The organism is Brevibacterium zhoupengii, assembly GCF_021117425.1.
Taxonomy (GTDB): domain Bacteria; phylum Actinomycetota; class Actinomycetes; order Actinomycetales; family Brevibacteriaceae; genus Brevibacterium; species Brevibacterium zhoupengii.
In genome coordinates this window covers 2,816,249-2,828,647 of sequence record NZ_CP088298.1, presented here as the reverse complement: position 1 = coordinate 2,828,647, position 12,399 = coordinate 2,816,249, and the positions used below count along the sequence as shown (strand labels likewise).

Annotated in this window: 12 protein-coding genes; 9 read left to right on the top strand and 3 right to left on the bottom strand. The window is 62.6% G+C overall.

Translation table 11 applies throughout. The annotated features are described in order from the left end of the window. Positions 1-111: 111 nt before the first annotated feature. Positions 112-483, bottom strand: coding sequence for a DUF1844 domain-containing protein (locus LQ788_RS12840; RefSeq protein ID WP_231441561.1), 372 nt, complete (start codon positions 481-483; stop codon positions 112-114). Between the two features lie 271 nt (positions 484-754). On the opposite strand from LQ788_RS12840, the gene infC reads away from it, so the two are divergent. The 4 genes from infC to LQ788_RS12820 all read left to right on the top strand — a co-directional run bounded on the left by infC (position 755) and on the right by LQ788_RS12820 (position 3,247). After that, entirely contained in the window at positions 755-1,435 is a 681-nt protein-coding gene (gene infC, locus LQ788_RS12835; protein ID WP_081448649.1) for a translation initiation factor IF-3, read from the top strand. 98 nt (positions 1,436-1,533) lie between these two features. Further along, on the top strand, positions 1,534-1,740 hold the full coding sequence (gene rpmI / locus LQ788_RS12830; RefSeq protein ID WP_009885053.1) for a 50S ribosomal protein L35: 207 nt from the start codon (positions 1,534-1,536) through the stop codon (positions 1,738-1,740). Between the two features lie 101 nt (positions 1,741-1,841). Further along, positions 1,842-2,231, top strand: coding sequence for a 50S ribosomal protein L20 (gene rplT, locus LQ788_RS12825; RefSeq protein ID WP_009885052.1), 390 nt, complete (start codon positions 1,842-1,844; stop codon positions 2,229-2,231). A gap of 125 nt (positions 2,232-2,356) precedes the next feature. Further along, complete coding sequence (locus LQ788_RS12820; protein WP_231441559.1) at positions 2,357-3,247, top strand: TrmH family RNA methyltransferase; 891 nt, start codon at positions 2,357-2,359, stop codon at positions 3,245-3,247. Positions 3,248-3,772: 525 nt separating this feature from the next. On the opposite strand, the gene LQ788_RS12810 is transcribed toward LQ788_RS12820, so the two are convergent. Further along, positions 3,773-4,189: a VOC family protein gene (locus tag LQ788_RS12810; RefSeq protein ID WP_231441556.1), complete on the bottom strand. Its 417-nt coding sequence runs from the start codon at positions 4,187-4,189 to the stop codon at positions 3,773-3,775. An 81-nt stretch (positions 4,190-4,270) separates the two neighbouring features. Between LQ788_RS12810 and LQ788_RS12805 the strand changes: the two genes are divergently transcribed. Both LQ788_RS12805 and LQ788_RS12800 read left to right on the top strand, forming a co-directional pair. Further along, positions 4,271-4,930 (top strand): pentapeptide repeat-containing protein, encoded by a 660-nt coding sequence (locus LQ788_RS12805; protein WP_231441554.1) that lies wholly within the window; start codon positions 4,271-4,273, stop codon positions 4,928-4,930. Between the two features lie 697 nt (positions 4,931-5,627). Continuing rightward, on the top strand, positions 5,628-5,978 hold the full coding sequence (locus LQ788_RS12800) for an SdpI family protein (protein ID WP_231441552.1): 351 nt from the start codon (positions 5,628-5,630) through the stop codon (positions 5,976-5,978). A gap of 42 nt (positions 5,979-6,020) precedes the next feature. Here LQ788_RS12800 and LQ788_RS12795 read toward each other — a convergent pair whose 3' ends face one another. Then, entirely contained in the window at positions 6,021-7,676 is a 1,656-nt protein-coding gene (locus LQ788_RS12795) for an acetolactate synthase large subunit (RefSeq protein ID WP_231441550.1), read from the bottom strand. A gap of 167 nt (positions 7,677-7,843) precedes the next feature. On the opposite strand from LQ788_RS12795, the gene pheS reads away from it, so the two are divergent. From pheS to LQ788_RS12780, 3 genes are read left to right on the top strand one after another with little or no spacing between them, the layout of a single operon-like run. Beyond that, the gene (pheS, locus tag LQ788_RS12790; RefSeq protein WP_231441548.1) at positions 7,844-8,887 is read left to right on the top strand and encodes a phenylalanine--tRNA ligase subunit alpha; all 1,044 of its coding nucleotides are present in this window, start codon (positions 7,844-7,846) and stop codon (positions 8,885-8,887) included. 1 nt (position 8,888) lies between these two features. Then, positions 8,889-11,462 (top strand): phenylalanine--tRNA ligase subunit beta, encoded by a 2,574-nt coding sequence (pheT, locus tag LQ788_RS12785; RefSeq protein WP_231441546.1) that lies wholly within the window; start codon positions 8,889-8,891, stop codon positions 11,460-11,462. Between the two features lie 12 nt (positions 11,463-11,474). After that, a complete protein-coding gene (locus LQ788_RS12780) occupies positions 11,475-12,356 on the top strand; it encodes an SDR family NAD(P)-dependent oxidoreductase (protein WP_231441544.1) in 882 nt (293 codons plus the stop codon). The last annotated feature ends 43 nt before the right edge of the window (positions 12,357-12,399 follow it).

The following is a 12,399-nucleotide window of genomic DNA, read 5'->3' as shown; positions in this document are numbered from 1 at the left end:
CACTCGGCACTGACATGACAGAAGCGGCCCTCGACCAGTGGTCGGGAGCCGCAGCGAATATGTCGGAGCCATGGCGCACGACGAAACGGTCGGTACGCACAATGGGGTGTGTCAGCGAACGGGACCGGTGTACTTCTCGCCGGGACCCTGTCCTGGCTCATCCTGAATCGACGAGGCTTCGCGGAAGGCCAACTGGAGGCTGCGCAGACCGTCGCGCAGGGGGCGAGCATGGTGGTCGCCGATGACGGTGGCGGCTCCGGTGACCAGGCCGGCCAGCGCGGTGATGAGCTTGCGTGCCTCGTCCAGGTCCTGCAGCTCTGCTGCCGGAGCCTCGGGGGAGTCTTCGGCCAGTCCGCATTTGACGGCGGCAGCGGACATCAAGTGCACGGCTGCTGATGTGATGACCTCGATGGCTGGTACTTCGGCGATGTCGCGCGTGACATCGGCAACCGCCTCGGCGGGTACAGAATTTTCAGAACTCATGGGACTAGCTTGACATATGAACGACGCGTCGATTGCACGTTCGGCCTCGATGTGCGAAGAGTCATGAAGCGTAGTACACTAAGTCGTGGTGCGAAGCGGGGTCTGACTCCCACCTTGATCGTGTAGAGCGATCGGGTCCAATGATCTGATGATCGACAGCCCAGGTGCAAGCCTGAGGCAGAAGATTTCAGATCGAGGTGTATTCACTTGAAGTGCTGCGGTTTCAATACCGTGCTCTGATGTGTGTGCAGGCTCCCTTGGCATGTGGTCAATGGGAGCCTTTTCTATTGCCACGACATCATTTGAGCTAAAAAGGAGTGAACACATCAGCGAGACGCGCATCAATGACCGGATTCGGGTTCCCGAGGTCCGGTTGGTCGGACCCAACGGTGAACAGGTCGGTATCGTTGCCATTCGCAAGGCACTCGACCTCGCTCGCGAGGCAGATCTCGACTTGGTCGAGGTTGCACCGCAGGCGAAGCCTCCCGTCGCCAAACTCATGGACTACGGGAAATTCAAATACGAATCTGCTCAGAAGGCCAGAGAAGCCCGCAAGAACCAGGCGAACACTGCGCTGAAAGAGATCCGCTTCCGTCTCAAGATCGATGAACACGACTACGAGACGAAGAAGGGGCATGTGACCCGCTTCCTGTCCGGTGGCGACAAGGTCAAAGTCATGATCATGTTCCGCGGTCGTGAACAGTCTCGCCCCGAAATGGGCATCAAGCTGCTCAACCGCCTGGCCGAAGATGTGTCGGAACTGGGCACCGTCGAATCCTCACCACGGGTCGACGGACGCAACATGGTGATGGTCATTGCCCCACATAAGTCAAAGTCCGACGCCAAGGCCGAGGCCCGCAAGGCATCATCCGATGCCAAGGGCAACGTCGCCGAGGTGAAGTCCCGACGCGATCGCGTCGCTGCAGAGAAACAAGCAGCGCCCGACGCGTGAGAAGTAAGTACCGATTCGCTGGAGCCTGAACGGTTTCAGCGTGTGAAGTAGTTGCCGGTGGTCGCCACCGACAACGAAATGCAAAGGAGAACGGCTCGATGCCGAAGCAGAAGACGAACAGCAGCGCCAAGAAGCGCATGCGTGTGACGGGTACTGGCAAGATCATGCGTGAAGGCGTGAACAACCAGCACAAGTTCGAGGGCAAGTCCTCGGCCCGTAAGCGTCGCGTTGCCGAGGACCAGGTCCTCACCGGCGGAGATCGCGCCAAAGCCCGCAAGCTTCTGGGCAAGCTCAAGGGCAGGTGAGACCCTTTCGGGTCTCCATCCCGGGCAGCCACTGATGTGGTTCCCACAGCTTGAACCAGACTCCGGCACCGCCGGTTGAACCAACTTTGAAGGAGTAACACGTGGCACGTGTTAAGAGAGCGGTCAACGCTCACAAGAAGCGCCGGGTCATCCTTGACCGGGCAAGCGGCTACCGCGGACAGCGCTCACGCCTGTACCGCAAGGCCAAAGAACAGGTCATCCACTCGCTGGTCTACAGCTACCGTGACCGTCGCGCCCGCAAGGGTGACTTCCGTCGCCTGTGGATCCAGCGCATCAACGCTGGTGCTCGCGCCAACGGCATGACGTACAACCGCTTCATCCAGGGCCTCAAGGCCGCTGGCGTCGAGGTTGACCGCCGTATGCTCGCCGAGCTCGCTGTCAACGATTCAGCCACCTTCGCGCACCTGATCAAGGTTGCCAAGGAAGCCCTCCCGGCTGACGTCAACGCAGCGAAGACCGCCGCAGCCTGAGCTGCCGGTCCTCACACTTTCAACGGCCCCGAACTTACTTGGTTCGGGGCCGTTGATTTTGTCCCAGCACCAATACCTCCGATAGCCAGTAGTCCCTCCAGCAAGAATGCGGGTCAGCGAATTCCATGAAACTTCCAGACGCCATCTCCTCACCGAATTCGAAACGGGTCAAGAACGCGGTCAAGCTGCTCAAGCGCCACAGCCGCAAGACGATGGGCCAGTTCCTCGTGGAGGGACCCCAGGCCGTGCGTGAGGCTCTGGAACGGCATGCAGAGCTGGGCCTTCCTGGCCAGGCACCCGGCGTTCCGGACTGGGTGGGGTCCAATGCTGATCCGCGCGGCGCGGTCATCGAACTCTTCATCACAGAGGAAGCCGCCGGGGCGCATTCGGAGTTTGTCGAGACCGTCAAGGACTGCGACATCCGCTGGAACATCATCACCGATGAGGTGCTCACCGAGCTGTCGGCAACGGTGAACTCACAGGGCGTCGTCGCCGTCTGCGAACGCATCGACGTCGATCTGACCTCGGTCATCGACAAGGAAGCACAGCTCATCGTCGTCCTCTCCCAGGTCCGTGACCCCGGCAACGCCGGCACGATCATCCGTCTCGCCGATGCCGCAGGGGCCGACGCCGTGGTCCTCACCTCGTCAAGCGTCGACATCTACAACGACAAGACAGTCCGCTCGACTGCTGGCTCCCTGTTCCATGTTCCCGTGGTCACCGGGGTCGGGCTCGCCGAGGTGACTGAACTGGCTCGCGCCCGCGGCCTGCAGGTGCTCGCCGCCGACGCCAACGAACAGTCTCACGACATCCACCATCCCTGGGACAGCGGACTCGATCTGACTGCTCGCACCGCCTGGGTATTCGGCAACGAAGCCTGGGGGATGAAGGACGAGGACCTCCAGCTCTGTGACGCCTCGGCCGCCGTGCCGATCTACGGTAAGGCTGAGAGCCTCAACCTGGCGACTGCTGCCAGCGTGTGCATCTACGAGAGTGCTCGCAACCAGCGGATGTGAGCCTACTCAGCCACTCCGGCCTGCGCCGAGCATGTGTTCCAGATCAGAGCGACGTCTGCTAGCGTTGAACGCAAGGTACCTGTTTGTTTATGGGTGAGACGCAGGACGGAGCGAAGCAATGCCTGGCACGAAAATTCGGCCGCAGTCGCTGTCGGAACTCCACGCGAAGTGCGTGCGTGACGTGCTGAACTCTGTCCTGCTATGCATCGCGGTCGCCGCACTGTTCTGGGCCATCAACTTCGGTACCAGCTCTTCGCCCTCGGTCCCACGCCTGCTCATCTCTGCGACGATGTCCGCTCTAGTTTTCACGGACCTTGTTAGTTACTTCCGCGCAAAGAGACGGTTCGACTTTGTACAGCCGTTGCCAGCCGGGGCGCCGTCGGCTTAGCCTGCGTCGGTGGAAGACTTCGACCCCTGCGACTCATCGGTAGCCGTGCTGATTTACGCTAGGGCCGAAAGCGTCAACCTCGCCACAGCCGCCAGCGTGTGCATCTACGAGAGTGCTCGCAACCAGCGGATGTGAGTCTACTCAGCCGCTGCGGCCCGGGCGGTGTGCTCATTGGCGACGAGTTCCCAGACATACCCGTCGGGGTCGGCGAAGTAGCCCATATAGGAGTCGTCGACGTCTTCGGCGGGGTCAGCTGAACCACCAGCGGCCACTGCTTTGGTGAGGACCTCGTCGATTTCCCCGGGCGTTGCGAAGGCGCAGGAGATGATGCTGGCGCCGGGAGCAGGGTACTGCCCGATATTCTGACCGGATTGCTGAAGGTACTTTCCGTATTCGGTTGCTTCAATGAAGAAGATCGAAAGATTAGGGAGCTCGAAGGCAACGATGCCATCCTCAACTCCCTCGGTGTCGAGGCCGAGGCCATCGCGGTAGAAGTCTGTGGTCTTCTGGGGGTCAGAAACGGGCAGTGACAGGACCGTCGTCAAAGGATTCATGCGACCTAGTCTAGTGATCGTGGGAAGACTCGGTTGGTTGCTGCATCGTCTGAGCCAGCACGTCCCGATACGGTAGAGACCATGACGACTGAAGCTCCACGCGCACCGAAGATCAAGCTGACGAACTTGACGCCCGGCTACCTCGGCGACATCGGTCCGGAGGAGTTTCTCGAGGGCATGGAGTTGAAGGACCTTGACCTCGCCGAGGTGGATTCCACCCAGGCCACGTACCTGGACTCCTCGTTGTCCAGGGTGAACTTCGGTGACGCCGAGTCTCCCGTGAACCTCACCGGTGCACGGTTCTCCGGCAGCAGAATCGAGGACTGCCGGGCCGACACCTGGACAATGCCGCGGGGGAGTCTGGTCCACACTGAGATCTCGGGCACGCGGATCGGTGCAGGAGTGGTTCATGACAGCGTGTGGGAGAAAGTCGTTCTCAGCAACTGTCGAATCTCCTATCTCAACCTCCGCGGGGCCAAACTCACCGACGTCGAATTCCGCGACTGCGTCATCGACGAGATCGATCTCGACCGGGCCAAAGCCAACAGAGTGTCCTTCCCCGGTTCGAGAGTCGGGGTGCTGCAGTGCGAGAGCGCAACCTTGGGCAATGTGGATCTGCGGGGTCTGCAGCCGCATAAGATCTCGGGCGTCCACTCGCTGCGGGGTGCCACCATCGATGAGATGCAGATGATGCTCTTCGCCGAACTCTTCGCCAGCGAACTCGGTATTACGGTCGAATGATCGGGCCAACATTGCTGGGGGTCGGCCCGCGCAGTGTCGACGCGGGCCGTCCAGCGGGTGCGATCAGTACCTAGGCTTCCAACTGAGATTCGTCGAATGGTAGATGATGGGCTTGCCCGTGGCAGGGTTCTTCCCGAGCGCAAATTTGCAGATAGAACTCTTGACGATGGATCCACCGTCCGTTCTGATCTCGTGGATCTTCTTGTTTGTGGCCGACAGGCACTTGCTCTTGGCACCGGGGACCGAGATGCCCCAACCGTAGGTTGGGGAGGCGGCCGCCGGAGAGGCACTGAAAAGGGTTGCAGAAGTAGCAAGCGCGAGAGCCACGACGGCCACTTTCGATCGGATGCGAGTCGTCATCATTTCTCCTGGGTGTGATAGTTGTGTTTCCAGTGGGCGATGACAACGCTACGTAGCCTCAACGCGAGGTGACTCGAAGCGAGGTGCCTGGTTTGGGTGAACGGTGACGAGACTGCAACGACCGCCGCCACCGTACCCTGCGAGTCCGGTTTAAAGTGCTCATGATGAGAGTTCGTGCGGCCCAGGCTGACCGCCTCGAGGATGGCATGCTCGGCTAGTCTCGCATCCGGTCGTTCTACGCTGGGTCAGTATTTCCCGTCGAGGCAACGGGGACAAATTTGCTCGGCGTGGACTGACAATGGCCGACGATAGTTCGGGGTAAGGAGGAGCAGCACTGATGTTCTACGCACCCATGGCGGGTTACCTGATCGTGGCAGCAGTCAGCGTCGTTCTGATCGTCGCTGTGCGCAGACAGGCGATCGGCAAGAACTCTGCGATAGGAATACGCACGCGGCACACGCTGGCCTCCGATGCCGCATGGGAGGCAGGCCAACGAGCGGGTGTTCCCTATCTCTTCGGCATGGTTGTCATCGGCATCGGCCACGCCGTGGCATTACTGTGCGTTGAACTCTCGAACGCCACGGCAGCGTGGCACATACTGGCTCTGCTCGGGTGGGTCCTCATCCTCGTCGGCGCTGTACTCGCCGTCAGAGCGGCAAATGGTGCCGCGAGATCAGTCGACCCGTGAGGCCAATCCGACCGTTCGCCCACCCGGGCCGTTCGCCCAGCCCTACTGCGCGTCCAGCGCCGCAGCCTCCCGCTGACCCAGTTCGTCGATGAGCACTCGCTCGTTCTCCGAATAGTCCACGGGTATGACCACAAGGTGGACTCCGCCGGCGGCAAAGGCGGACTCGAGGACGTCATGCATGTCGTCGACATTCTCAAGCCGGTGCCCGGTAGCCCCGTAGGACTCGGCGTAGGCGACGAACTCCGGGTTGCCGAAGGTCAGCCCATAGTCGGGCATGCCGTCGACAGCCTGCTTCCACCGGATCATGCCGTAGGAGCTGTCTTCGAGGACGAGTACGACGAGGTCGAGGCCCAGTCGCACCGCGGTCTCCATCTCCTGGCTGTTCATCATGAACCCGCCATCTCCGACGACTGCCATGACCCGGCGTTCCGGGTAGGTCAGCTTCGCTGCCATGGCCGAGGGGAGGCCGGCACCCATGGTGGCAAGTGCATTGTCGAGGAGGAGTGTGTTGGCCCTCGTGGTGCGGTAGTTTCGGGCGAACCAGATCTTGTACATGCCGTTGTCGAGGGCGACGACCCCGTCAACGGGCATGACCTTGCGCACCTCGGACACGATGCGCTGCGGGATGAAGCGCTCATCGTTCGACCGTTCTTCGATCTTCTCCAGAATTCCTGCCCGCATCGGCAACAGTGCTCCGGCATTGGGCACGTGTCCGACGAGTTCCACGGCGAGACGGTCGAGGCTGGGCCCGAGGTCACCGATGGTCTCAACCTGCGGGAAGTAGACCTGCTCGACGACGGCTGCCCGGTAGCCGACGTGGACGACAGTCGGTCCGTTCTCATCCATCGTAAACGGTGGCTTCTCGGTCGTATCGTGGCCGATGGTGACGATGACGTCGGCCTTCTCGATCGCGTCATGGACGTAGTCACGGCTGGTCAGAGCCGCGGTGCCCATGTACAGATCGGACGAGCCGGACACGGTTCCTTTGCCCATCTGCGTGGTGAAGTAGGGGATGCGCACCCGGGAGACGAATCTCGACAGAGCCTCGCTGGCGTCCGAACGTGAGGCATCGGCGCCGAGCATGAGCAGCGGTCGCTTCGCGGTCCGGATCACCTGGGCGGCGGCATCGATGGCATCGTCGCTGGCCGTGGCGCGTCCATTGGTGTGCGGTTGCACGAGTTCGCTCTGCTCCAGTGGCATCGCGGCGATGTCCTCCGGGAGTTCCAGGTGCACAGGACCCGGTCGTTCGGACTGGGCGACGCGGAAGGCCTCCCTGATCATGGTGGGGATCATCCTCGGCGAAGTGATCTGACGGCTGTCTTTCGTCAGCGGCTTCATCGTCGCCACGGTATTGACGATCTGGAAGCGTGCCTGCTCGGCCGTGCGGATTCCCTTCTGTCCGGTGATCATGATCACCGGCATCCCACCGAGGTGGGCGTAGGCGGCCCCGGTCGCCAAGTTGAGTGCACCCGGGCCCAGGGTGGTCAGACACACCCCCGGTTTGCCGGTCAGGCGCCCGTAGGTCGCGGCCATGAAGGCAGCGGCCTGTTCGTGGCGGGTGAGGACGAATTCGATGGAGGACTGGCGCAGAGAATCGATGAAGTCGATATTCTCCTCACCGGGGATGCCGAAGATGCGTTCGACTCCCTCGTTCTCCAGGGCCTTGACCATGACATCGGAAGCTCGCTGAGTCGTCATCCTTCGACACTACATCTTCTGACAACAGGTCTCGATGAGCCAGGTCACAGACCCAGGCGAAGTCCCGATGGCACATCATCCGGACGGGTGGCCTGGCACCGAATCACAGGCGATAGACTGATGCGCGGTAGAAGAACGGTACCTACGCAGGCATATGAAGGACATTGATGACTGACCAGCTCGACCCTCTGGACGAGTCGGCCGTGAAGGCGGCCGTTGACGCGGCCTTGAGCGCATTCGCGGACGCACGCACACTTGACGACCTCAAGCAGGCGAAGATCGACTTCACCGGCGACAAGGCCCCATTGGCGCTGGCCAACCGGGCAATCGGGTCGCTGGACAAGGCCGACAAAGCCGCGGCCGGAAAGATCGTCGGCAAGTCCCGCGGGCAGGTCAAGAAGGCCCACGACGAGCGCCTGGCCGAGCTCGAAGCCGAACGCGATGCCGCTGTGCTCATCGAAGAGTCCATCGACGTCACCCTGCCAACGGATCGGGCCCGCCTCGGCGCCCGGCACCCGCTGAGCCTCATCCAGGAACAGGCCTCGGACTACTTCATCGGCCTCGGCTGGGAAGTCGCCGAAGGCCCCGAGATCGAATCCGAATGGCTCAACTTCGATGCCCTGAACTTCGGACCCGACCATCCTGCCCGGCAGATGCAGGACACATTCTTCGTCGATCCCGCCGATGCCGGTCTCGTGCTGCGCACCCACACCTCGCCCGTGCAGTCGCGCTCACTGCTGCAGCGCGGCGTCCCGCTCTACGTCGTGTGCCCCGGAAAGACCTTCCGCACCGACGAACTCGATGCCACCCACACGCCTGTCTTCCACCAGATCGAGGGCATCGCCATCGACAAAGGCCTGACCATGGCCAACCTGCAGGGCACCCTCGACGGCTTCGCCCGCGAAATGTTCGGACCCGAGTCGAAGACCCGCCTGCGTCCCAGCTTCTTCCCGTTCACCGAACCGAGCGCGGAAATGGACTTCTGGTTCCCCAACAAGGTCGGCGGGCCCGGCTGGATCGAATGGGGCGGCTGCGGCATGGTCCACCCCAACGTGCTCCGCGCCGCGGGCATCGACCCCGATGTCTACCAGGGCTTCGCCTTTGGCATGGGCATCGAGCGCACCCTGATGCTGCGCGAGGGAATCAACGATATGCATGACATGGTCGAGGGCGATGTGCGCTTCTCGGCTCGTTTCGGAATGAAGGCTTGATATGCGCGTCCCACTGAACTGGCTGGCCGACTACGTCGATCTCCCAGCCGATACGGATACCCATGCCCTGGCGGCCGAATTCGCCGCGATCGGTTTGGAAGAAGAAGACTACTTCGGGCCCGAAATCTCCGGACCCCTCGTCGTTGCCCGAGTCCTCGAACTCGTCAAGGAAGAGCACTCGAACGGCAAGACCATCAACTGGTGCCGCGTCGACGTCGGTCCTGAGCACAACGAAGCCGAAGACAACCCGAAGGACCCTCAGCCCGGCGCCGAGCGTCCCAGCCGCGGCATCATCTGCGGTGCCCACAACTTCTCAGAAGGCGACCTCGTCGTCGCCTGCCTGCCCGGCACCACCCTGCCCGGTGACTTCCACATCGCGGCACGCAAAACCTACGGTCACGTCTCCGACGGCATGATCTGCTCGTCCAAGGAGCTCGGCCTCGGGGACGACCACGACGGCATCATCGTGCTTTCAGACCTCGGTCTGAGTGCTGAACCCGGTGACTCCGCGATCGAACTGCTGGGACTTGACCAGGTCACCCTCGACGTCAATGTCACCCCCGACCGCGGCTACCAGCTGTCCATGCGCGGCATCGCCCGCGAGTACGCGCAGATGAAGGGCCAGACCTTCACCGACATCGGCAGCCCATCCGTCGCCGAGGTGAACGCCCCCACCGCTGACGGGTTCCCTGTCAGCATCGAAGACTCCAACCCCATCAACGAGGTCATCGGCTGCGATCAGTTCACCGCGCTGCAGGTCAATGGCATCGACCCGAGTGCGAAGACCCCGTTCTGGATGCAGCGTCGGCTCACCGCAGCAGGCATGCGCCCCATCAGCCTCACCGTTGATGTCACGAACTACGTCATGCTCGAACTCGGCCAGCCCCTGCACGCCTACGACACCGCGCTGCTCGGCGAGGAGATCGTCGTGCGTCGGGCCCAGGCGGGGGAGAAGCTGACCACTCTCGACGACGTTGAGCGCAAGCTCGACCCCGAAGACCTCCTCATCACCGACCGTGGTGGCGAAGGTGGCAAGATCATCGGCCTGGCCGGAGTCATGGGCGGCGCCGACGTGGAGGTCCACTCAGGAACCACCGACATCGTCATCGAGGCCGCGCACTTCGACCCGATTTCCATCGCCCGCACCGCGCGCCGACACAAGCTCTCCTCTGAGGCCTCGCGTCGCTTTGAACGCGGTGTCGACCCGAAGCTCGGCCCGGTGGCCGCACGCCGCTGCGCCGATCTGCTCGTCGAACTCGCCGGGGGCACCATCAACCCGGCGACCACTAAGGTCGGCCAGGCACCTGATCCTACGGTCATCGAGCTTCCAGTCGATCGTGTTGGTTCGCTTGTCGGCGTCGACTACACCACCGCCGAGGTGACCGGTCGGCTCGAGGACATCGGTGCAAGCATCGACGTCGTCGGCAAAGATCGATTGGCCGTGACCGTTCCCAGCTGGCGCACCGACATCACCGCCGATGTGGATCTCATCGAGGAAGTGGCCCGGACCAGCGGCTACGACAAGATCCCATCGATCCAGCCATCCGCTCGGGCAGGACAGGGACTGACCGAGGCGCAGAAGACGCGTCGTCGGATCTCGAACCTGCTCGCCGCCGATGGTTACACCGAGGTGTTGTCCTACCCGTTCACGAGCGCCAAACGCGATGACCAGCTGCGCCTTGAGGCTGACGACATCCGCCGCAAGCACATTCGCTTGGCGAACCCGATGTCCGAAGACCTGCCGCTGATGCGCACCACCCTGCTCTCGACGTTGGTCGACCTCGTGGCACGCAACTTCGGTCGCGGAGTCAAGGACGTGGCACTGTTCGAAGCGGGACTCGTCTCCACCTCGGCGGGACTGCCTGCTGGACCCGGACCACGCCACCTGCCCGGCTACCACCCCACCGATGCGGAACTCGAAGAGATCTACGCTTCGGTTCCCGCCCAGCCTTACCACTATGCGGGCATCATCTCCGGCAACGTCGAACTCCCCGGAGTCTGGGGCAAGGGTCGTAAGGCCGAGGCCGCCGATGTCATCGACACCGCGCGTCGCATTGCCCGCACCAACGGCATCGACGTCACTGTTGAGGCCGACCAGATCGCACCATGGCATCCGGGACGGGCCGCGAAGTTCGTCCTCGCCGATGGTCAGGAACTCGGACATGCCGGTGAACTCCACCCGAAGGTGTGCGAGAACCTGGGTCTGCCGGCCCGGACCGTGGCCTTCGAAATCGATCTCGATGCGCTGCTGGCACAGGATGATCTGCGCACCTGGGACGGTGCCCTGTCGACCTACCCGGTCTCCCGCCAGGACGTCGCACTCATCGTGGAAGCGGATCTGCCAACCCAGACCCTGGCGGCAACACTTCGTGAAGGTGCGGGGGAGGAGCTCGAGCTGCTCGAGACCTTCGACCTCTACACCGGTGACCAACTGCCCGAAGGCAAGAAGTCCCTGGCATTCCGCCTGACCTTCCGTGCCGCCGACCGCACACTGAAGGCCGACGACGCCTCGGCGATGCGTGAGGCTGCGACGAAGCTGGCCGCCGAACGCCACGGCGCCGAAGTGAGAAGCTGAGGAGTACTGAGTATGAGTGAGAAGCTGCCCTACGGCACGAACCTTCCCGAATCGGGTGCGGACGCCGTGTCCGATGCCGTTCCTGCCGAGACGATCGCCGTCATCACCGGAGGGGGACGCGGAATCGGACGCCACCTCGCCGAGGCGTTTGCGAAGGCCGGCTATCACGTGGTCATCACGGCCACCTCGGCGAGTCGAGCCGAAACCTCGGCCGCCGATATCATCGGTGCCACCGGGGGATCGGTCACCGGACGCGGGCTCGTCGTCGACGATGCGGTTTCCGTCGCAGAGTTCAAGGACACAGTGCTCGCTTTGGAGACCGAGACCTCACGCCGTGTGCAGGTGCTCATCAACAACGCCGGGCAGATCGAATCCACCGAGGGCCCGCTGTGGGAGGCCGAGCCTGAGAGCCTGAGCGTGGTCGTGAGCGCCAACATCCTCGGCGTGGCACTCATGGTGAATTCGTTCGCCCCGGCGCTCATGGACAACGCCGAAGCGACCGGACGATCGAGTCGCATCATCGACCTCAACTCCGGCTCGGGTGCCCAGGGCACGCCTGCCTACGCGGTGTACTCGGCGTCGAAGGCCTCGCTGTTCCGCATTGCTGACTCCGTCGTGCACTTCGGTCACGACAAGGGGCTGCGGATCTTCGAAATGGCTCCCGGAGTTGTGGAGACGGCAATGACGAAGTCCATGCCCGTCCACGACTTCCGCGGCGAAGGCGACTGGACCACACCGTCCCAGGTCACCGACCTGGCCCTGGCCTTGGCTTCAGGCTCACTCGACGCGTTCACCGGCCGCTATGTGCGTGCCGGTGCTGACACCGAAGAGTCCTTGATCGCCGAGGCGGCTGCTGGCTTGGAGAAATCCACGCGTCGGCTCGTGCTCGGCTGAGTTCCTCGGTCTGCGCAGAGTTCACGGACTGACTGAAGTATCG